The sequence below is a fragment of the Nonomuraea sp. NPDC001831 genome (assembly GCF_042892035.1).
Lineage (GTDB): Bacteria > Actinomycetota > Actinomycetes > Streptosporangiales > Streptosporangiaceae > Nonomuraea.
The window spans coordinates 127,352-149,525 of sequence record NZ_JBIATU010000016.1; the positions used below are offsets into that span (position 1 = coordinate 127,352).

12 protein-coding genes are annotated in these 22,174 nt (G+C 73.4%); 4 read left to right on the forward strand and 8 right to left on the reverse strand.

Features of this window, described 5'->3' with window-relative positions; genetic code table 11:
- Positions 1–7 precede the first annotated feature (7 nt).
- The 7 genes from ACFYYW_RS38435 to ACFYYW_RS38465 form a co-directional block, all read right to left on the reverse strand.
- Positions 8–9,484, reverse strand: coding sequence for a hypothetical protein (locus ACFYYW_RS38435; RefSeq protein WP_387656735.1), 9,477 nt, complete (start codon positions 9,482–9,484; stop codon positions 8–10).
- Positions 9,485–9,596: 112 nt separating this feature from the next.
- The gene (mug, locus tag ACFYYW_RS38440; protein ID WP_387656738.1) at positions 9,597–10,130 is read right to left on the reverse strand and encodes a G/U mismatch-specific DNA glycosylase; all 534 of its coding nucleotides are present in this window, start codon (positions 10,128–10,130) and stop codon (positions 9,597–9,599) included.
- 31 nt (positions 10,131–10,161) lie between these two features.
- On the reverse strand, positions 10,162–11,562 hold the full coding sequence (locus tag ACFYYW_RS38445) for a sugar porter family MFS transporter (protein WP_387656740.1): 1,401 nt from the start codon (positions 11,560–11,562) through the stop codon (positions 10,162–10,164).
- Between the two features lie 85 nt (positions 11,563–11,647).
- Positions 11,648–11,773, reverse strand: a complete 126-nt coding sequence (locus ACFYYW_RS38450) for a hypothetical protein (protein ID WP_352326762.1) — start codon at positions 11,771–11,773, stop codon at positions 11,648–11,650.
- A 67-nt stretch (positions 11,774–11,840) separates the two neighbouring features.
- Positions 11,841–14,300 (reverse strand): polynucleotide kinase-phosphatase, encoded by a 2,460-nt coding sequence (locus ACFYYW_RS38455; protein ID WP_387656743.1) that lies wholly within the window; start codon positions 14,298–14,300, stop codon positions 11,841–11,843.
- A complete protein-coding gene (locus ACFYYW_RS38460) occupies positions 14,284–15,870 on the reverse strand; it encodes a 3' terminal RNA ribose 2'-O-methyltransferase Hen1 (protein ID WP_387656746.1) in 1,587 nt (528 codons plus the stop codon). The genes ACFYYW_RS38455 and ACFYYW_RS38460 overlap by 17 nt, the downstream gene beginning before the upstream one ends.
- A gap of 42 nt (positions 15,871–15,912) precedes the next feature.
- The gene (locus tag ACFYYW_RS38465; RefSeq protein ID WP_387656749.1) at positions 15,913–16,827 is read right to left on the reverse strand and encodes an LLM class F420-dependent oxidoreductase; all 915 of its coding nucleotides are present in this window, start codon (positions 16,825–16,827) and stop codon (positions 15,913–15,915) included.
- A 119-nt stretch (positions 16,828–16,946) separates the two neighbouring features.
- Between ACFYYW_RS38465 and ACFYYW_RS38470 the strand changes: the two genes are divergently transcribed.
- From ACFYYW_RS38470 to ACFYYW_RS38485, 4 genes are read left to right on the forward strand one after another with little or no spacing between them, the layout of a single operon-like run.
- On the forward strand, positions 16,947–18,071 hold the full coding sequence (locus tag ACFYYW_RS38470) for a hypothetical protein (protein ID WP_387656752.1): 1,125 nt from the start codon (positions 16,947–16,949) through the stop codon (positions 18,069–18,071).
- Between the two features lie 38 nt (positions 18,072–18,109).
- Positions 18,110–19,228 (forward strand): sensor histidine kinase, encoded by a 1,119-nt coding sequence (locus ACFYYW_RS38475; RefSeq protein ID WP_387656755.1) that lies wholly within the window; start codon positions 18,110–18,112, stop codon positions 19,226–19,228.
- On the forward strand, positions 19,225–20,325 hold the full coding sequence (locus ACFYYW_RS38480; RefSeq protein ID WP_387656758.1) for a sensor histidine kinase: 1,101 nt from the start codon (positions 19,225–19,227) through the stop codon (positions 20,323–20,325). The genes ACFYYW_RS38475 and ACFYYW_RS38480 overlap by 4 nt, the downstream gene beginning before the upstream one ends.
- A complete protein-coding gene (locus ACFYYW_RS38485; protein WP_125646369.1) occupies positions 20,322–20,921 on the forward strand; it encodes a response regulator transcription factor in 600 nt (199 codons plus the stop codon). The genes ACFYYW_RS38480 and ACFYYW_RS38485 overlap by 4 nt, the downstream gene beginning before the upstream one ends.
- A 107-nt stretch (positions 20,922–21,028) precedes the next feature.
- On the opposite strand, the gene ACFYYW_RS38490 is transcribed toward ACFYYW_RS38485, so the two are convergent.
- Positions 21,029–22,171, reverse strand: coding sequence for a DUF418 domain-containing protein (locus ACFYYW_RS38490; RefSeq protein WP_387656761.1), 1,143 nt, complete (start codon positions 22,169–22,171; stop codon positions 21,029–21,031).
- Between the last annotated feature and the right edge of the window lie 3 nt (positions 22,172–22,174).

A 22,174-nucleotide genomic window follows, 5' to 3' on the forward strand; every position in this document is an offset into this window, starting at 1 on the left:
CTCCTGATCAGCCCGCGCAGGCCACGGGCGAGTCGAAGTGGCCAGGTGAGGTGGGATAGGGCGAACCGCTGTCGCCCGAGGCCGGGACGGCCACCTCCCGCGAACCCGACGGGTCGCCCGCGCTGCGGCCCGCGCCCGCGCCCCAGGCCACCTTGGCCAGGAAGTCGAGCATCGCCGGGGAGTGCTGGCGGACGATGTTGTGTCCGCCGTTGGCCGGGCCGCAGTGGGTGTAGAGGTTGAAGCCGCCGTTCCAGTCGATCATCTTGTCGCCCGGGTTGGGCCCGTTGGCCGTGCGGTCGCCCTGCAGGACGTCGCGGTCGGCGCCGCCGTACTGCCAGTCCACGCCCTGGTGGTGCTGGTCGTCGGCGGTGGCGGCGTTGTCCTTGTCGGTCATGCGGAACCACGCGCACGGGTCCACCACCGTGGTCAGCTCGCCTTCGGGCATCTTGCCGGGGGCGCACGAGCCGGGGTAGGAGCCGCGCGGGTTGTAGTCGAGCAGGTCCGCGCCGGCCCCGCCGAAGACGTGGTCGACGAAGCGGTCGCCGGCGCCGCGGGCGGCCGGGTCGAACACGCCGCCCGACAGGCAGTCCGCGGTGGCCGCGTCCAGGGCCGGGTCGCAGCCCTTTCCGCCCCACAGCAGGTCGTCGCCGTCGCCGCCGAACACCTCGTCGCCGCCGCTGTCGCCGTTGACCAGGTCGTCGCCGGCGCCGCCGTGCATGCTGTCGCGTCCGGGGCCGCCGCGCATGCGGTCCGCCCCGCCCTTGGCGAAACCGTCGTGCGGCATGGCGGCGGCCGTCCAGGTGTCGCCGTCGGTGTCGTGCAGCAGGTCGGTGCGGCGGTCGTAGGTGCCGGCCTGGAAGCCCTTGTAGGTCTCCTTCGGCGGGGCGTTGAGGCTGACGGTGAAGCCGAGCCGCTGGGCGTCGGAGGCGTCGATGCGCTCGTTCAGCACGCCGCCGCGGTCGCCGAGCATGGCGTCCTCGCCCGCGCCGCCGTCCAGGTCGTCGTCGCCCAGCTCGCCGAACAGGTCGTCGTCGCCCTGGCCGCCGTGCAGGGTGTCGTCGCCGTCCTGGCCCCACAGCGCGTCGTCGCCGTCGTCGCCGTACAGGTGGTCGGCGCCGTAGGAGCCGGCCGGCTCGCAGGTGGCCTGGGCCTGGGTGCAGAACCGGGTCGAGTCGCCCGGCAGGGCCGGGTCGTGGCTGCGTACGCGGGTCGCGTCCGCGGGCGCCTGGCCCGCCGGGTAGCGCTCGGTGTAGACCTTCTCGGCGTTGCCCGTCACGGTGCGGACGAGCGAGCCGTTGTCACCGAGCAGGACGTCGGCGCCGCCGTTGCCCTCGATCGCGTCGGCCGCGTCGGGGGCGGCCTGCTTGGCCGAGCCGCCGATCAGGTCGTCCTGACCGGGGGCGCCGTCGCCCTCCAGGTCGGCGGGGCCACTGGCGTCGCCCCTCCAGCCGGGGTCGGTGAGCGGTTGCGTGGTGGTGTGGGCGGACTCGGCCGTCAGCGGCAGGTCGCCGCGGATCTGGTCCTTGCCGTCACCGCCCTCGGCGTAGTCGCCGTGGCCGCCGCCGGACAGCTGGTCATCACCGCCCTGCCCCCACAGCACGTCCACCCCTGCCCCACCCGATATGCGATCCCCACCCGAGCCGTCGCTCAGGAGGGTGACCGCGCGCGGGGTCATCGGGGCGCCCGCCGAGCCGATGCGGACGGTGGCCCTGGCCGGGGTGCCGGTCAGCGTCACCACGGCGTTGTCGCCGGCCACGACGTCGTCGCCGGGGCCGCCGTGGAGCGCGTCGGCGGCGTCGTCGATCGTGGTGTGGCTGCCGCCGACCAGGTCGTCGTCGCCCTGGTCGCCCTCGACCCAGTCCACGCCCGCGCTGCCCTCGGCGTAGTCGTCGCCCTCCTGGCCGCGCAGCCGGTCGGGGCCGCCCTGGCCGAAGATCGCGTCGTTGCCCGCGCCGCCGTCGGCCACGTCCGGGCCGAAGCCGCCCGCGAGCAGCTTCACCTGGTGCGCGGCCGTCTGCCCCGTCCGCACGGCGACCGAGGTCGCCGACGCGCCTTCCGCGGCTGACGTGTCTTCCTTGGCCGACGGGCTTTCCGTCGCGGATGTGCCCTCCTTGGCCGACGGGCTTTCCGTCGCCGACGGGCTCTCCGTGGTTGACGGGCCCTGCTTGGCTGACGTGCCTGCCTTGGTGGAGGTCAGGGTGGCGTTGTCGGCGGCGATCACGTCCGGGCCGTCGCCGCCCAGCAGCGTGTCGCCGCCGTCCGGGTACGCGCCCGAAGCGCCGCCCACCAGTTCGTCCTCGCCCGCCTCGCCGTACACCTCGTCGCCGCCGACGCCGCCCTCCAGGTGGTCGTCGCCCGCGTCGCCGTGCACCTCGTCGGCGCCGATCCCGCCGTGCGCCCGGTCGGCGCCGTCGCCGCCGTGGATCACGTCCGGGCCGCCGGCCTCCTCCGGGGTGCCGTCGAGGTCGAACGGGCCGTCGGCGCCGCCGTTGTCGCCGATCAGCGTGTCCGCCCCGGCGTCGCCGTACAGGAAGTCGCCCTTGTCGTCCTTGCCCGCCGTACGGGTGCCGCCGACGACCAGGTCGTCGCCGTCGCCGCCGAACGCGCGGTCCTGCCCGGACTCGCCCACGACGGTGTCGTCGTGCGCGCCGCCGTACAGGGTGTCGTCGCCGGAGCCGCCGGTCACCTCGTCGGCGCCGTCGTCGCCGAGCGCCGTGTCGTCGCCCGAGCCGCCCGAGACCCGGTCGTCGCCCGAGCCGCCGGACAGGCGGTCGTCGCCGCGTTCGCCGCAGACCACGTCCTGGCCGCCGCCGGCCTCGACCCGGTCGGCGCCGCCGCCGGCCGACACGGTCTCCTTGCCCGCGCCGCCGATGATCAGGTCCCGGCCGTCGGCGGCGCCGTCGTGCTCCTCGCACGGCTCGTCCCGCCGGCGGTCGCCGAAGACGGTAGCGCCGCCGTCGCCGCCGATGACGTGGTCGTTCCCGTCGCCGCCGGACAGCTCCTTGGCCGAGGGCTGGACGCCCGCGGGCAGCGGCAGGTGACGCACCTGCCTGGCCGGGCCGAAGTCGTCGCGGCCCTGGGCCTCGCCGACGTCGGACGGCTCGGCGATCACCCAGTCGTCGCCGGGGCCGCCGGAGATGTCGTCCTTGCCGTGGCCGCCCGCGAGCACGTCGTCCCCGCCACCGCCGATGATCTGCACGGCCTCGCCGGGGGCCGAGTGGCCGGCGACCAGGTCCACGCCCTGACCGCCGTACACCTTGTCGGCGCCCGCGCCGGTGTCGACGTAGTTCGGCCCGGAGTCGGCGGGTCCCGACTCGTCGCGGCCGATCTCCTCGCGCGGCCCGGTGTAGATCTCGTCGGCCGCCGAGCCGCCGGTCAGGGTGTCGGCGCCGGGGCCGCCGACCAGCAGGCTCGGCTGCGCGCGGAACCGCGGCGAGGGGTCGGTGGCGGCCAGCGGGCTGTCGGAGGCGACGGCGATGGTGTCGTTCCCGCCGTTGCCGTACAGCCGGTTCGCGCCGAGACCGGCCGCGATGCGGTCGCCGCCGTCGGCCGGGCCGTCGTCCGGCGCGCCGGGCAGGTCGTCGCCGGTCCAGTCGGCCACGTCGACGTCGCCGACCTTGCGGGTGGCGGGGGTCAGGCGGCCGTCGCCGGCCACCCAGCCGCCCGCGCCGCCCATGGTGACGTAGTCGTCGCCGGGGCCGCCGGCCACGATCGCGGCGGGCCCGTCGTACTGGTCGCCGCTGGTGATCTGGTCGTCGCCCTTGCCGCCGTCGATCACGTTGCGGCCGGCGCCGGCCAGGATCAGGTCGTCGCCGTCGCCGCCGAAGGCCACCACCGTCCGGTCGAACGGGTGAGCTCCGGCGGCGTCGTCGCCGTACCCCTGGAAGACCAGCCGCAGCGCGCCCTTCGCGCCCCGGCCGTCGGCCAGCACCCGCGTCAGGCCGGACGCGCGGTGCTCCTCGCGCACGCCCAGCGCGCTGACCACGAAGCCCTCGTCGCCGGGGAGCTGGCTGACGGTCCACTGCTCGGCGTCGTCGCCCGGCTTGGCGGTGCTGCCGCCTCTGGCCTTGCGCATCGCGCCGACGTGCAGCACCAGGGCGTCGCCCGCCTCGGTCGCGAGCTTCGGCGGGTCCTCGTCGCACTTGGGCCGGACCGAGAAGTCGAGCAGCTTGGCCTCGACGATGGTCCAGTCGAACCGCTTCTTGAAGATCGAGATGCCCACCTCGACCCACGCCTTCAGATAGACCTTCAGCTCGCCGTCCAGGGAGAACAGGCACAGCGGGTTGCGCAGCAGGACGTCGGCGAACTCGAAGAACCTGAACTTGCCGTCGTTGGTGGGGTCGAGCCAGTTCATGGCGACGGTGAGGAAGATGCCGCCGCTCACGCCCGCCTTGACCAGCACCACGTCGACCGCCGCGCCCGCCTCCAGCCGCCCGGTCAGGGAGATCGCCGGCAGCGGTCTGCCCTGGTCGTCGGTGGTCTTCAGGTAGAGGCTGTCGAGGACCTGGAGGTCGACCTTGCCCTGCTCGATCGCCTTGCGGATGCCGTAGGTGTCGAAGCCCGCCCTGATCTGGGCCTCGACCCCGGCGGTGCCGGAGATGACGACCATGATCGGCGGCGGCGACCAGACCGGGCCGAAGGACTGGCTGTAGGAGAAGCCGAGGCGCAGCGGCCCGGAGTCGAACGCGACCAGCTCCACGTCCTTGCCCATCAGCAGGCTGAAGATCGACCGCCCGGCGTTCTGCAGCACGGGGAAGCTGAAGCCCGCCTTCGCGGAGTGCTCCATCGGCCCCTGCGCGTCGGCGGTCTTGCCCTTCCCGCACGACCTGGCGCCCTGGTCGAGCGCGGCGAACAGGTCGTCCGTGGCGGGCGCCACGTCCTTGATCAGCGAGTCGGCGACGTCGGGCGAGTTCTCGGTGTTCAGCGCGCGGTCACCGGCCACGGTGAAGCTGCCGATCGGGATGCGCAGCTCTCCCTGGCAGTCGGGCAACGACGTGACCAGCCTGCCGACCTCGATCATCCGCTCGATGAACTTGGTCGTGCCGCCGCCCGCGACCGTGTTGTACTTCTTGGCGATCGTCATGAGGTTCACCTCGCCGCCGCCTGCGGCCCTGCTCAGGTCCGACAGCACGGGGATGGGCGCGTAGAGCTGGTCGATCACCGGTTTGACCGGGTCGGTGACCTTCTTGACCTGGGTCACCACCGGGCCGAGCACGCTCCGGAAGAAGTCGCCGGCCTCCAGGTTCACGTTGTTGAAGGCGATGTTCAGGTTCGCCGGATCGGGCGAGCCGCCCTTGGTGAGGTCCCAGTCCAGGTCGAAGTCGCCGTACAGGCCGGGGAACATGGCCGAGCCGGCCGTCACCTTGAAGCGCCAGTCCACGGCGACCTTGGCGTTCAGCGACGTCTCCACCAGGCTGCCGGCGTCGGCGAGCTGGTCCAGGCCGATCCGGCCGACCGGCTTGAAGCCGATGGTGAAGGCGCCCGCGAACAGGTCGGGGGCGTTCTGCTCGCGGTTCTTGAGCGTGACGTCGAGGATCGCCAGCCTGGCGTTGATCTCGTCGGGCAGCGAGACGTTGACGCCGACGGTCGCCCGCGGCCGGTTGGCCTCGCCGGCGTCGACGTAGAAGCCGCTGGTCCGGTCCAGGCCCACCATGACCTCGGCGTGCCAGCCCAGCTCGGCCCGTACGCCCTTGCCCTTGCCCTGCTTCAGCGCGAGGCCGGGCACGCCGACGTCGAGCGGCCGCTCCACGCCCAGGCAGTCCTTGACGCAGCCCTGTTCGGGATCGACGTCGCCCTTGCCGACGCTGACCTTGAACGCGATGCCGGTCAGCTCGGTGCCCTTGGCCGCGTCGCAGGCCTCGGGCTTGGCGGGGTCGGGGACGGGCGCCTGCACGCAGGTGATCACCGGCTGCACGCCCGGCCCGACCTTGGGCGCGAGCTCGTCGTTGTACCACTTGCGCAGGTCGCCGCCGGTCGGCACCTTGCCGCCGTTCGGCAGCTTGGCGAGGGCGGCCTTGATCTCTTGGCGCTTGGCGCCGACGAAGTCGGCCCCCTGCTGGAGGTCGGCGCCGACCATGGGCAGCCGGCCCTTGCCGGAGGCCATGCGCATGCCGGTCTCCAGGGCGGTGAGGTAGCGGTCGATGCCGTCGCCCAGGTTGGTCCAGTCCAGCTCCAGGCCGGGAGGCAGGGTCGAGAAGTCGAAGGAGGGCAGCTCCAGCCGGTTCACGTCGCCGGGGAGCTTCTTCGTCAGGTCGAACATCTCGGCCAGCGGGGCGGACCTGGGCAGCCGCAGCACGAGCGCGTGCTTGCCGTCCGCGGTGAGCGGCGCGCCGTTGAGGTAGGCGGGCAGGACGGCGCACAGCGCCAGGTCGGTGTCGTCGCGGTGCGGGTCGCGGTCGCAGGCGACCGGCTCGCTCGTCTCGTTCAGCGCCAGGTCGAGCCCGGAGAAGAAGGCGGCGGGGGTCACCGCGTCCTGGGCCTCGCCGCCGTAGCGCAGGGTCATGCCGTAACCGAGCCTGGCCTGCAGCGGGTCGTCGCCCTCCTTGCCGAGCGCCAGCGGCAGCGGGCCGACGTCGGCCTGGACGGTGCCGTCGAGCTGCGCCTTCGCCTGGAGGTCGAGGCCGGAGTCGGTCTCGACGAGCAGGTCGCGGGCCGGGTCGAAGCCGCGCTTGAGCGCCACGCGCAGGCCGAGGCGCACCTCGCCCTCGACGGCGGCGTCCAGCGTGGCCGAGCCCTTGGCGGCGACCAGGCTGCTGTCGCCGAAGGCGAAGCGCAGCGGCTCCTGCACGGCCGCCTTCTTGTCGTAGGCCAGCGACAGCCGCAGGGCGCCGTCCTCGTAGCCGATGCGCACCTGGCCGCCCAGCGCCTTGTTCAGCTCGGCGACCAGCGCCTGGACGGTGTCCGGCGGCGCGGCGGTCAGGCGGTCGATCGCGTCCCGCAGCGGCGAGCGCAGCGCGTAGGCGGCGCCCGCCTCGGGCACGGCCTGGCCGAACTTCTCGGCGAAGGACAACGTGTGCTCGCCGCACGCGGTCGCGACGGTCAGCACCCGGGTGCCGACGGCGACGCGGCGGCCGACGTGCGCCTGGGTGAACGTGCGCCTGGGGTCGGTGACGTAGGCGTTCTCGTTGCCGCAGGCGCCGTCGCCGTAGACGACGCCGGGGCCCGAGCCGGTCTCCTCCGCGGCCACCAGGTCGGACAGCGAGCGGCCGAGCAGCGGCAGCTTCGCCGTCATCGCCTCGTTGACCGGCCCGGCGCCCTTGACGCCGTCGAGGTACGCGGCCACCGCGCCCAGGGACTTGATCAGCGCGCCGAACAGCGCCTGCGGGTTGTCGGGGTCGAAGGCGAAGTCCTTGACCTTCCCGATCTGGTCGAAGCCGCGGAAATTGACGGTGGCGGGCTTGCCGAGGTCCGGCATCTCCACCTCGCCGGTGACCTTCCCGCCGAAGAAGTCGGCCAGGCCCGGCACGCCCAGCGTGAGCCGTGCCTTGGCCACCGCGTCCACCTGGGAGGTCAGGACGTCGCCCGGCTTGCTGGCCAGCCGCTCGAACAGCCGGGTCAGCGGCACGTCGCCGAGGTCCTTGAGCCCGACCTTGACCAGCTCGCCGCCGTTCCTGCTGCCCATGGTGAGGTCGCCGGTGATCTGGACGCCCAGGTAGCCGGCGACGGCGTTGACGTTGACCGAGGAGAGCACCGACACGCGGGCGCCGAACAGGTCGCGGCCGGTCCGCAACATGATCCGGTCGGCGGCCCTGGGCAGCTCGTTCACCACGGTGGCGCTGCCGTCGGCGTTGACGTGCTTGTACGGGCAGGCCTTCTGCTGCCCGTCCGGCCGCTGCGCGCACCCCTGGCCCGTCACCGGGTCGCTCAGGTCGAGCACGACCGTGGCCGAGGCGTGGTAGCCGCGCATGACGCCCGCCACCGCGGCGGTCGCGTTGGCGCGGTCGAGCCCGGCGGCGGCCTTGAAGGTGTCGCCGAAGGCGATCTGCCCGATCATGGGGTCGTTCGCGGAGATCCGGTACGGCGCGCCCGCGGCGGGCACGCCCCCGCGCCAGCCCTCCTCGGCGAGGGTGACGGTGTCGGCGGTGTTGCCGGCCACGATGCCGCTGGACGTCCCGGCGGTGACCGTGCGCCCGGCGAACTGCCCCGGCGTCCACTTCTGCCCGGCGTGCCGCAGCGTCTTGGCCTCGTACGTGACGCCCGCGCCCGTCCCGCTGACGGTCTGGCCCACGGGGTTGAGCGGCTCGGGGGCCTGGTTGACGGTCCGGTCCACGACGACGGTGAAGGCGATCTTCTTGGCGGCGTCGTCGTAGCCGGCGTCGGCGACCTTGATGATCGCGCCGCCGGGCAGGCCGCGGGCCTTGCCCAGCGCGGCGAACAGGTCCTGGATCGAGGTGAAGGTGGGCCGGCCGGTGTTGCGGTCCACGCTGGCGGCGGCGAAGGCGTGGATCGCCTCCGACACCTGCACGGCGTCGGCCAGCGAGCCGCGCATGAACGGCAGGTCGAGGTCGCCCTGCCCGTCCCAGCGGGCGCGCTGGGCGGCGGTGACGGCGTTGGCCAGGTGGGTCAGGCCGTCGAGCAGGTCCTTGGGCGTGAGCGTCTGGAAGCGGCCGAGCCGGTCCAGGTCGGCCTGGGTCACGCTGACGGCCGGCCCGCCGGTGGCCAGGTCGGGCCAGCTCGCGTCGATGGTCGCGGCCGCCCCCTCGACCTGGGCGCCGGCGAACGGCTGCGCGGTGACCTGCAGCCTGGCCGCGGCCGAGCCCTTGCGGGCGAAGCTGAACAGGCTCTCCGAGCCCAGTTCCGAGGTGTCCAGCCTGCCGTTGCCGTCCGGGTCGGCGGCGGTGGCGGCGAACTCGGCGTCGACGGAGAGCGTCGAGGCCGCCGAGAGGTCGACGCCGAGGATGCCGAAGGCGGCGGTGGGCCTGGACCCTGCGGCGAGCCTGCCCTCGGCCCGCACGGTCATGGCGGCGTCCTTGGCCAGCCAGGCGGACTTCGTGGCCGGGTCGTAGGCGAAGGGCAGCTTGGCGGTGAGCTTCAGCGTGACGTCCACGCCGCCCGAGGTGGTCAGCGAGACCTTGGGCTGGGCGCTGCTGACGGAGATCGGGCGGCCGGCCGCCGTCCTGGTGACCTCCAGGGTCAGGTCGAGCCGCCTGGTCCCGTTCTGCGTGCTCGCCTTGGCCAGGAGCTTTCCTGCGCGGGGGCCGGACAGCTCGTACTCGTCCTGGAGGTCGTCCAGGGTGGTGAGGCTCTTGAGCTTGTCGTGGACGGCCACCTGGAACAGGTCGTTCAGGCCCAGGGCGTCCTCGCCGCCGGGCACCAGGCCGACGAACGGCAGTTGCTCGCCCATCGGGCCGAGCGTGGCCAGGCCGCCGCTCGCGACCGTGAACCGTTCGACCGCGGACAGCAGCGCCGCGGTCTCGGCGTCCGGTGCCGCGGACGCGACGGCCGGTGGCGGCACGGCCGCGACCAGACCCACTAACAACGCCAATGCGCAGACCACGCGCGACAATCGCCGGCTTGCCACCAGACCCCCCAGTGCGAAGACACAACGAACCGGGTACGTATCTAGCGATCAAGGCTTGTGCGTGACTTGGATCCGGCTACAAGCGCAGGTCAGGGACCATCGGTTCCCGGCCCGGGCGCAGCGAGGCGCGCAGGCGGGCCATCTCCCCGGCGATCGTGGCGACGGTCCAGTGGGCGTTGAGCCCGCTCGGGTTCGGCAGCACCCACACGCGGGCTCCGCCGACCTGCTCGGGCTGGGGGCCGATGACCGCCTTGGGCCGCGCGAAGGCCGTCCGGTACGCCGAGATGCCGAGCACGGCCAGCACCTGCGGCCCCAGCTCGCCCACCTTCTCCGCCAGCTGCCGGCCGCCGGCCACCAGCTCGTCCCTGGTCAGCTCCGCCGCCTTGGCGCTGGCCCGGGGGACGATGTTCGTGATGCCCAGCCCGTACGAGGGGAGCAGGTGCTGCTCGGCCGGGGCCAGCAGGCGCGGCGTGAAGCCGGACAGGTGCAGCGCGGGCCAGAACCTGTTGCCCGGCCGGGCGAAGTGGTGGCCGGTGGCCTCCGACATCAGGCCGGGGTTGATGCCGCAGAAGAGCACGTTCAGGCCGGGACCGAGCACGTCGACAAGCACGTGCCGGAGATTAGCCCACTCCGCGGCGTGGTCAGCCCATGTCTTCCAGCTTGCGGCCCTTGGTCTCCTTGACCCATTTGCTGACGAAGAAGAAGGACAGCGCGGCGAACAGGGCGTACATGGCGTAGGTGAGCGGCAGGTTCCACTCCGACAGCGCCGGGAACGAGACCGTGATCAGCCAGTTGGCGATCCACTGCGCCGCGGCGGCGACGCCGAGCGCGGCGGCGCGGATGCGGTTGGGGAACATCTCGCCGAGCAGCACCCAGACCACCACGCCCCACGACAGGGCGAAGAACAGCACGAACACGTTGGCCGCGACGAGCGCGATCGGCCCCTGCGGGCTGGGCAGCGAGACCACGCCGCCGACCTCCCGCGACGCGCTGAACGCCCAGGCCGCGGTGCCCAGCGCGATCGCCATGCCGGCCGAGCCGACGAGCAGCAGCGGCTTGCGCCCGATCCGGTCGACCAGCGCGATCGCGATGAACGTGCCGATGATGTTGATGATCGAGCTGGAGAAGCTGATCAGCAGCGAGTTGCTCTGGTTGATGCCCACCGACTGCCACAACACCGACGAGTAGTAGAAGATCACGTTGATGCCGACCAGCTGCTGGAACGCTGACAGGATGACGCCCACCCAGACGATCGGCAGCAGGCCGAGCGCGCTGCCGCGCAGGTCCTTCAGCCCTGGCACGCGCTCGGTCCGCAGCACGTGCTGGATCTCGGCGATCCGGGCGTCGAGGTCCACGTCGTCGCCCTCGACCTCGGCCAGCACCTCGCGGGCCTTCCGCGACCGTCCCGACATGATCAGGTAGCGCGGCGACTCGGGGATGGTGGAGGCGAACAGCAGGTAGAGCAGGGCCGGGACGGCGCAGGCGCCCAGCATCCACTGCCAGGCCTGCAGCCCCCACAGGTGGTTGTTGACGTCGCCGCCGGCCAGCTCGGCGATCAGGTAGTTGACGAGCTGCGAGACCGCGATGCCGAGCACGATGGCGAGCTGCTGGAACGAGCCCAGCCGCCCGCGGTAGGCGGGCGGCGCGACCTCGGCGATGTAGGCCGGCCCGAGCACCGACGCCATGCCGATGGCGAAGCCCGCGATGACCCGCCACACCCCCAGGTCCCAGATGGCGAACGGCAACATCTGCCCGATCGAGCTGACGGTGAACAGGCCGGCGGCCACCTGCATCGACCTGGTACGCCCCCACCGGTCGGCCAGCCCGCCGCCGATCCAGGCCCCGAGCGCGGACCCGAGCAGCGCGATGGCCACGACGAAGCCGATCTGGACCGCTCCCACGTCGAAGTGCCGCTGGATGCCGGTGACCGCGCCGTTGATGACCGAGCTGTCGTATCCGAACAGGAACCCGCCGATGGCCGCCGCCGCGGTGATGAAGACGACGTGGCCCAGATGCTCCTGATGGGTGTACCGAGTTGCCATACAGGTCCCTTCCCCGTGATCGGGGACCTACCCGGAGATCACCTGTGTAGCGCGGCGCTTACCCAACCTTGCCGCAAACCGGACGTCACGCCCGGGTCAGCCAGAAGACCGCGATCACGACGACCGCCACCACCACCGCCACGGCGTACCGCAGCAGCGCGCGCCCGAGAGCACGCCGGACGTAGCCGGGACGGTGACGGTCGGCGGTCATCACGTTCTCCTTCGCGGGGTTGGGCTCCTGCTCGGGGAAGGCTCCCGCACGGGGACGGGGGCCGGGGTCACAGGCGCGGGTCCACCGGCTCGGACTCCAGGGCGAGCACCGCGAAGACCGGCTCGTGCACCCGCCAGCCCGCCTCGCCGACCGCCAGGCGCGACAGCGCCTCCAGGCCGAGGGCGTACTCGCGCAGCGCGAGCGAGCGCTTCTTGCCCAGGAAACGGCGGCGCAGCACGTCGAGGGACTCGGTGTAGTCGGGCCCGTAGATGATCCGCAGGTACTCCCGGCCGCGCACCTTCACGCCGGGCTGCACCCGGCCGGGCACGTACGTGGCCGGCTTGACCACCATGCCCTCTCCCCCGGCGGCGGTCAGCTCCTCCCACCACGCGGTGGCCGCGGCCCTGGACTCCGGCGAATCCAGCGTGACCGACACGTTCCTGGTCGGCGCGATCAGCGGCGAGTCGAGCAGCGCCAGCGTGGACAGGTGCCAGGCGTGCGGCTGCAGCGCCGTGGCCCGTCCCTCGCAGGCCAGGATCTGGAACGGCGCCAGCCTGATGCCGTCGAGACCGTCGACCGGCCAGCAGTAGCGCGCATAGGCGTCGCGGAACAGGGCAGCGTTCTCGGAGCGGCGTCGGGTGCGGGTCAACAACCCACCCACATCCAGCCCGCGTCCGGCCGCCGCTTCCAGAGCCGTGACGGCCTCCGGCAGCGCGGCCCGCGCGGCGGCGCCGACGGAGGCGTACTGCGACCTGATCAGCTCGCCCGCCTTGGCCGACCAGGGCAGCAGCTCGCAGTCGAGCACGACCCAGTCGGAGCCCAGCTCCTCCCACAGCGGCTCGCAGGCCGCGCGCACCGCCTCGACCAGCGGCGTCATGTCCCGGAAGAACGGCCGTCCGGTACGCGTGTAGACCGCGCCCGTGCTGCCGTCGGCCACGCCGAACCGGGCCGCGGCGACCTCGGGCGTCCTGGCCAGCACGGCGACGGCGCGCGAGCCCATGTGCTTCTCCTCGCACACGACCTCGCTCACCCCCGCCGCGGCGAACTCCTCGAACGCCTCGCGCGGGTGCTCCAGGTAGCCGTCGAGCCTGGACGTCTCCGGCGGCGCCATCGTCGGCGGCAGGTAGACCAGCCAGCTCGGGTCGACCGCGAACCGGCTCATCACCTCCAGCGCGGCGGCCGCGTTCTGCTCCAGCACCTTGACCCGGCCGCCGAAGCGGGTCTCGACGTGCCGGGTGCCGATCACGTCGCCGACGTCGAGCATGCCCGGCTCGCGGGCGGGCTCGCCGAGCGGCTTGGTCGGCTCGTACCAGACCTGCTCGGCCGGCACCTGGACGATCTCGCGCTCGGGGTAGCGCAGCGCGGTCAGGTGGCCGCCGAAGACGCAGCCGGTGTCCAGGCAGATCGTGTTGTTGACCCACTCGGGGGTGACCGTGGGCGTGTGGCCGTAGACGACCATGGCCCGGCCGCGGTACTCGTCGGCCCACGGGTAGCGGACCGGCAGGCCGTACTCGTCGGTCTCGCCGGTGGTGTCGCCGTACAGGGCGAAGGCGCGCACGCGCTTGGAGGCGCGGCCGTGGTAGGACTCCTTCAGCCCGGCGTGCGCGACGACGAGCCGGCCGCCGTCCAGGCGGTAGTGGCTGAGCAGGCCGTCCATGAACGTCCGGGCCCGCTCGGCGAACTCGGGCGGCCCGGCGGCGAGCTGGTCCAGCGACTCGCGCAGGCCGTGGGCGACGGTGACCTTGCGGCCGTTCAGCGCGCGCACGAGCTTCTGCTCGTGGTTGCCGGCCACGCAGAGCGCGGTGCCCGCCTCGACCATGTCCATGACCAGGCGCAGCACGCCCGGCGTGTCGGGCCCGCGGTCGACCAGGTCGCCGACGAACACGGCGGTGCGGCCCTCGGGGTGGGTCAGGCCCTGCCAGCCCAGCTTGGCCAGCAGCCTCTCCAGCTCCGAGCGGCAGCCGTGCACGTCGCCGATGATGTCGAACGGGCCGGTCAGCTCGGTCCGGTCCGACCACGCCTTCTCGTAGGTGATCTCGGCGTTGTCGATCTCCTCCAGGCCGCGCAGCACGTGCACCCGCCGGAAGCCGTCGGCGGAGATCTTGGACAGCGAGCGGCGCAGCTCCTTGCGCTGGCGGATCACCACGCCGGGGCCGAAGTCGCGGTCCGGACGCGCGGCGTTGCGCTCGATCGCCACCTCCTCGGGCGTGTCCAGCACGATGGCGTCGGCCAGCACGTCGTGCTTCCTGGCCAGCTCGATGAGGCTCTTGCGGGCGGGGTACTGGACGTTGGTGGCGTCCACGACGGTGAACAGCCCCCTGGCCAGGCGGACGCCGACGATGTGGTGCAGCAGGTCGAACGCCGCGGGCGTGGCGGCCTGGTCGTTCTCGTCGTCGGACACCAGGCCGCGGCAGAAGTCGGAGGAGATGACCTGCGTGGGCTTGAAGTGCCGGCGCGCGAAGGTGGACTTGCCGCTGCCGGAGACGCCGACGAGCACCACGAGCGACAGCTCAGGAACGCTGATCACGGGTGAAGACTCCCATCTGGGTGGGCGGGCCGACCTCGGGGTCGTCCTCGCCGACGGGTTCGACGGCGACGTGGTAGCCGTACCGGGCGGCCACCTGGCCGGCCCAGGCGGCGAACTCGGCCCGCGTCCACTCGAAGCGGTGGTCGGGGTGGCGCAGGCCGGTCAGGAACTCGTAGCGCACGTTGTGCTCGATGTTGGGGGTGGTGACGAGCACGTGGTTCGGGCGGGCGCGGCCGAACACGACGCGTTCGAGCGCGGCCAGCCGCGGCGGGTCGACGTGCTCGACGACCTCCATGAGCACGGCGGCGTCGTAGCCGGCCAGGCGCTTGTCGGTGTAGGTGAGCGCGCCCTGGAACAGGGTGAGCCGGGCCCGCTTGCTGTCGGGCATGCGGTCCAGGCGCAGCTTGCGGGCGGCGATGGTGAGCGCCAGGGAGGAGACGTCCATGCCGGCCACGCGCGCGAACCTGGGCCTGGCCAGCAGCGCGGCGACCAGCTCGCCCTGCCCGCAGCCCAGGTCGATCACGCTGACCGCGCCGAGCTCTTCCAGCTTGCGCAGCACGGCCTCGCGCCGCAGCGTGTTGAGCGGCCGCGCCTTCCGCACCGCGCCGGCCCCCTCGGCTTCGCCTTCCGTGACGCCGCCCTGGACATCGCCCTGCACGCCGCTTTCCGAAACGCCCTCGCCATCGGCCCCGGCTTCGGCACCGGCACCGGCACCGGCTTCGGCGGCGGCCTCGGCTTCGGCGGCGGCTTCGGCGAAGGCGGCCTCGTCGGACGCGGTCTCCCCGGCGGGCGCCTCCTCGGCGAGCGCCGGCTCCAGCTCCTCCTCGGTCTCGTCGCCCAGCTCGGCCAGCCTGGTCAGCGCGGTGCGGGCCAGCGCCCAGCGCCGCCCGAAGTAGCGCCGGGCGATCAGCCCGCGCTCCGGGTGCCCGCCGAGCCAGCCCGCCCCTGCCCTGACCAGCTTGTCGATCTCGTCGGAGGCCATCCAGTAGTGCTTGCCGTCGTCGAGCACGGGGAGCAGCACGTAGAGGTGGTTGAGCGCGTCGGCCAGCAGCAGGGTGCCGCGCAGGGTCAGCCGCACGTACCGGGACTCGCCCCATTCGGGGAAACCCTCGTCGAGCGGCAGCGTCTGCGCCTCCACCGCCCACCCCAGCGGCTCGAACAGCCGCCGGGCCAGCTCGGGGCCGCCCCGGCAGGGCAGCGCGGGCACCCGGATCTCCAGCGGCAGCGGGGTGCCCGGCAGCTCGGGACGGGCCTTGCAGCGGCCCGCCCGCGCGGTGCGGAAGACGTCGGCGAGCGCGACGGCCAGCAGCGAGGAGGCCGCGTACGGGCGGTCGTTGACGTACTGCGACAGGCTGAAGTCGGGCGAGTTGCGGCCGCGCGAGCGGACCAGCGCGATCGGGTCGACCTCCAGCAGCAGGGCCGCCGTGCAGCGCTCCTCGCCCGCCTCCGGGTAGAACACCGTGGCCGTGCCGAACGATTGGCTGAACTCCTGCACGCGCTCGGGATGCTTGTGCAGGAGGAAGCCCAGGTCGGTGGCCGGCGCGGCGGTGGTCGTGATCGTCAGCAGCACGTCCCAAGTGTGCCGTAGCCGGACGAAGCACCGCCAACGGAATTACACGTGCGGCAACACCTCGGCGGCGATGAGCTCCAGGTGCTCCAGGTCCGCCAGGTCGAGGACCTGGAGGTAGACGCGCTCGGCCCCGAGCTTGGCGAAGGCGCCCAGCTTGGCCAGCACCTCCTCGGGGGTGCCGCACAGGCCGCCCTCGCGCAGCGCGCCCGGCTCCTGGCCGATGGCGGCGGCGCGCCGCTCGATCTCGGCCTCGTCTGCGCCCACGACGACGGTCTGCGCCGCCGACAGGATCAGGCCGCGGCCCGCCTCGTCGGCCGCCTCCCGGACCCGCGTGAACGCCTGCCCGGTGTCGGCCAGGGTGCGGAACGGCACGTTGTACTCGTCGGCGTACGCGGCCGCCAGCCGGGGCGTGCGCTTGGCGCCGAAGCCGCCGATGATCACCGGCGGCCGGGGCCGCTGGACCGGCTTGGGCAGCGCCGGTGAGTCGACCAGCCGGTAGTAGCGGCCCTCGAAGGAGTAGGAGTCCTTCGCCGTCCACAGGCCGGTGACGATCTCCAGCTGCTCCTCGAACCGGCCGAACCGCTCGCCGAGCGGGGGGAACGGGATGCCGTAGGCGGAGTGCTCCCCGTCGAACCAGCCGGTGCCGAAGCCCAGCTCGACCCGGCCGCCGCTCATCTGGTCGACCTGGGCCACGCTGATCGCCAGCGGGCCGGGCAGCCGGAAGGTGGCCGGCGTCACCAGCGTGCCGAGCCTGATCGTGGAGGTCTCCCTGGCCAGGGCGCCGAGCGTCACCCAGGCGTCGGTGGAGCCGGCGCCGGGGTCGCCGGGGCCGATGCGCTGGTAGTGGTCGGACCGGAAGAAGGCGTCGAACCCCAGGCGTTCCGCGGCCTGGGCGACGGCGAGCAGGTCGTCATAGGTGGCGCCCTGCTGGGGCTCGGTGAAGATCCGCAGCTTCATGAAGCTCATTATCCGCCCACATCGGACGGCGACCGGAAAAGCCCCACGCCGTCCGGCGAACGCTTGCTACCTTCACCAGCAACCGCTGAAAGTAGCCGATCGATCACGATGGGTGGCATATGTCGCGGAAAGCAAGAGAGTCCGGCACGCTCCCCCGCCCGCTGGCGGTGCTCGCCGCGTTCGTGCTCGCCGGAGCCACGGCCCTGGCGATCCGGATGTTGCCCGCGGGCGCCGAGCCCGCGCCGCCGGCCGGCGCCGCTCCCGTGCGCTTCGCGCCGCCGCAGCGGCCGGCGGCGGTCCGGCAGCCGCCGGGTTCTTTCGTGGGGTTCGTCGACACCGCCCGCGACCCGGAGTTCGACCTGGCGGCCGAGTCGCGCGCCACCGGCGTCGCCCGGTACGCACTCGGTCATCTCGTCGCCGACGGCGACGGCTGCCTCGTCCGGTGGGCCGGGCCGCCGCGGCCGGCGGGCGAACCGGATGCCGCCGGGCTCGGGCCGCCGCGGCCGGCGGGCGACCCGGATGCCGCCGGGCTCGGACGGCTGCGGGCGGCGGGCGAACCGGATGCCGCCGGGCTCGGACGGCTGCGGGCGGCGGGCGAACCGGTAGCCGGGCTCGGGCAGCTGCGGGCGGCAGGCGGCGACGCCTTCCCGGTGTTCGGCGGGCCCGGCGGGGACGACCCGGCCGTCACGTGCACCAGGCCGGGCGGTCTGGCCACCGCCTACCGCAAGGCGGTCGGCGCGTTCGGGGCCGCCGCGGCGGCGTTCGAGATCCGCGACGCCGCCGACCCTGCCGTCGCGCCGCGCAGGGCGCGGGCGCTGCGCGCCCTGCAAGGGGAACGGCCGCTGCGGGTCTTCTTCACCCTGCGCCTGACACCGGACGGGCTGGACGCGGCCGATCTGGCGGCACTGCGCGCGACCCGGCGGGAGGGCGTCCGGGTGGACGCCGTCGAGCTGCTGGCCGAGATGGAGCCGCGTACCGGGCCGCAGGGGCGGCTGCGCAGGCTGGGATCGGCCGTGCGGGCGGCGGCCGGGCAGCTCGCGCGGGCCTACGGCCTGGCCGACGAGGAGCAGGTGTGGGAGCGGCTCGCCCTGACCCCGGTGCTCGCCAGGGCCGGCGATCTGGACGAGCCGGAGGCCCGCAAACTGGCGGAGTACGCCGTCCGGCACGGGCTGGCCTGGTTGTCCCTGCGCGGCACATCCCCCAAACCGGAAATATCCCGCATTCTCTGGAAGACACACTCCTGACATAGGATTTCTCCCGAATCCAGGGGGTGAGGGAGACGATGGCGAGCCGTGCCGAGAGCGCACGCAAGATCCTCATCCACTGGATGGACGTCATGGTCACCCTCCTGGGCCTGGTGTTCGTCACCCTCGTCCTCATCTACGCCACGCGCGGCCTGATGGGCCTGCCGCAGGCGCTGCTCGCGATCGCCTTCCTGGCGGGCCAGTTCGCGCTGTTCCCCTCCGTGCTGCGGGCCGCCTTCGACGACCGGCCGCGGCCGACGGCGAAGCTGCTGGTGTCCGGGTTGTGCGCGGCCGGCTCGGTGCTGCTGCTGCCGCACGACGAGATCGCGAGCACGGCCACCTGGCTGGAGACCGGCGTCCTGTGGGTGTCGGTGGCCGCGTTCTACCTGCCGCTGTGGGCCACGGCCTGCCTGGGCGCCGCCGTGACCGTCCTGGTCAGCGCGTACGTCGTGGCGATCACCGACCGGTCCTGGGCCGGCACCCTGATCCCCGAGGCGGCCAGTTGCGCGCTCATGGTCGCGGCCATGCTGCTGTGGCGCTGGCTGTGGTGGACGATCAGGGACGCCAGCGACGGCCAGGAGGCCAAGGCGCGCCTGGCCATCGCCGAGGAGCGCCTGCGCTTCGCCCGCGACCTGCACGACCTGCTCGGCCGCAGCCTGTCGGTGATCACGCTGAAGAGCGAGCTGGCGGCCAAGCTGGCGGCCAAGGACCAGGCCAGGGCCCTCGCCGAGATGGACGAGGTGCGCGAGCTGGCCCGCGGCTCGCTGGCCGAGGTGCAACTGGCCGTGGACGGCTACCACACGCTCGACCTGGACACCGAGCTGGCCGGCGTACGGGCGGCGCTGGAGGCGGCCGGCGCCCGCTGCCTGATCGAGACCAGGGCCGGCGACCTGTCCCCCGCCGGACGAGCGCTGCTGGCGTGGGTCGTGCGTGAGGGCGGCACGAACGTGCTCAAGCACAGCTCGGCCACCACCTGCGCGATCACGATCGAGGGCGGCGTGCTGGAGATGCGCAACGACGGCGTCAAAGATCTCTCCGCGGCGCCGGGCAGCGGCCTGCGCGGCCTGTCGGAGCGCCTGACCACGGCGGGCGGCTCGCTCTCGGCCGCCCCGACGCCCACCGGCGAGTTCCTGCTGCGCGCGGCGGTGCCCGCGTGAGGCGGCCGACCCGGCTGGACAAGGTCCGCTGGCTGATCGTCTACTCCACCGACATCATCCTGCTGGTGTCCGCGACCGGCTTCTACAACCTGTACCTCCTCGGGCAGAGCGTCGACCTGCCCGGACAGGTGTTCGTGGCCGCCGGCGTGCTGCTGCTGGTCTTCATGGCGCTGGCCACGCGGCCGTTCCGGATCGCCGTGCGCGGCGGCCCCCGCCCGACGGCGCTGCTGGCCGTCTCCGGGGTGCTCGCCGTGGTCCTCGCGGCCGGCACGATCCTCTACACCGTGCCGGTGTGGCTGGCGATGCTGGCCCCCTTCGTCCGCCGTCGGACGATCGTCACGTTGTCGGTCGGCTGGATCGCCGTCCTGGTCGTCGTCCTCGCGCTGACCATGGGCCTGCCCGTGCAGATGGTGTCGGCGGTCGCGGTGCTGGCCGTGTTCACCGGGATCGGCGTGGGCGGCGTGCTGGCGAACCTGTGGTTGTGGCGGGTGGCCAAGGAGGCGCACGAAGGGCAGGAGGCCAGGTCCAGACTGGCGGTCTCGGAGGAACGGCTGCGCTTCGCCCGCGACCTCAACGACCTGCTCGGGCAGAGCCTCGCCGACGTCTCGGCCAGGACCGCCCGCGCCGCCGAGTCGCTGCCCGGCGACCCGGCCGCCGCCGAGCGGGCCATGTTCGAGGTGCGCGACCTGGCCAGGCGGTCGCTGCGCGAGGTGCGGGCCGTGGTGCAGAACTACCGGGCGCTCGACCTGGACGAGGTGTTGGCCGGCGTCCGGGCGGTGCTGGAGGCTGCCGAGGTCCGCTGCACGGTACGGGCCGACACCACGGCGCTGGCCCCGGAGGCGCGCACCCTGCTGGCCACCGTCGTCCGCGAGGGCGCCACCAACGTGCTCAAGCACAGCACGGCCGAACGCTGCACGATCACGATCGAGAACGGGGTCCTGGAGATGTCCAACGACGGGGTGAGCGGCCCGGTGGGCGAGCACGCGGCCAACGGGCTGGCGGGCCTGGCCCAGCGGGTCGGCGCGGCGGGCGGCGTGTTGCGGGCCGAGCCGACGTCCGACGGCGGCTACCTGCTGCGCGCGGCGGTGCCGGCATGACCACCCGCGTGCTGCTCGCCGACGACGAGCACCTGATCCGCGGCGCCATCGCCGCGCTGCTCGACCTGGAGGACGGCATCGAGGTCGTGGCCCAGGTGGGCCGGGGCGACGAGGTCGTGGACGCGGTCGCCGAACACCGCCCCGACGTGGCCGTGCTGGACATCGAGATGCCCGGCATGGACGGCCTGAGCGCCGCCGAGCGGATCAGCGCGCAGTGCAAGATCGTCATCCTGACCAGCCTGGGCCGCCCCGGCTACCTGCGCAGGGCGATGGCCGCCGGCGTGAGCGGCTTCCTGGGCAAGGACGCCTCCGCCGAGGAGCTGGCGATGGCGATCCGCAAGGTCATGGCCGGCGGCCGCTACCTGGACGCCGAGCTGGCCGCCGCCGCGATGGCCGCCGGCGACAGCCCGCTGACCGAACGGGAGCGCGACGCGCTGCGCCTGGCGGGCGACGGGGCGACGATCTCCAGGATCGCCGGCGAGCTGCACCTCACCGAGGGCACCGTGCGCAACTACCTGTCCAGCGCCATGACCAAGCTCAACGCCCAGAACCGGCTGGAGGCGATCCGCACCGCCCAGCGCATGGGCTGGCTCTGACCCCAGCACTGGTCGCCTCAGCGCCGGTCGCCTCAGCCCCGGTCACCTCAGCCCTGGTCACCTCAGCCCCGGTCACCTCAGTGCCAGTGACCTCAGCGCCGGCGACCTCAGCGCCAGTGGGTGATCCGGCGCAGCACGTACTCCACCGGGCCGTGGCGGTGGGTGCGCAGCCAAAGTGCGCTCGCCCACACGAGCACGGTGTAGATCACCAGGGCGACGCCCATCACCGCGATCGGTGACAGGCGGCCCGCGAGTGCGAGGCCGTACCCGGTGAAGACCAGGGCGATGAGCAGCGACTGGCCGACGTAGTTGGAGGCGGCCACCCGTCCCGGCGCGGCCAGGACGCGGCCCGCCGCCGGGAAGCGCCCGATCAGCCGGAGCAGGGTGGCGACGTAGGCGGCGGCCAGCAGGATCGAGGTGAGCGTGTTGACCGCGCCGCCGATCAGCTCGACCGCGCCGGTCCGGCCGGACGTCCAGGCGTACAGCAGGCCGCCGGGCAGGCCGACGCCGAAGCCGACCCACTGGACGCGGGCCAGCAGGCGGGGCCGGCGCCCGAGCCCCTCCAGCAGCCTGGACTTGCCGGCCGCGAGCCCGAACAGGAACATGGCCAGCGCGGTCGGCCCCTGGAAGAGCCAGATCATGGCCACGAGCGGCGGATAGAGCTCGGTCTGCATCGTCAGGAAGTCCAGCGGCCCGCCGGTGGCCAGGGCCAGCACGCGGGCGGCCGCCGCCGGGTCGGCCGCGGCGGGCTGCCCGGCGGCCGGGTCGAGGGTGGACAGCCAGGCCAGGGCCAGCCAGAACAGGGTCAGCGCGCCGATGATCGAGGAGCCGGCGATGACGGCCGTTCTCGGTCTGAGCCCGCGCAGGGCCAGCAGGACCAGGCCGAGCACGGCGTACAGGGTGAGGATGTCACCGATCCACAGCAGCAGGCCGTGCGCCAGCCCGATGACGAACAGCGCCAGGCAGCGGCGCAACGTCCTGGCCCGCACGCTCGCCCCCGCCCGCTCGGCCGCCCGCATCTGCAACGTGAAGGAGTACCCGAACAGGAACGAGAAGATGATGTAGAACTTCGTCAGCACGAACGCCGTGATCGCCAGAGCCACGGGCCCGTCGGGGATCGGCATGGCGCCCGACAGCGCGTACCCCGGGTCGGCCAGGAAGCCGATGTTCGCGACCAGGATGCCCGCCAGCGCGAAGCCGCGTACGGCGTCGATCTCCTGGACGCGTCCGGCGAGGGTGGTTTGCGTCATGCC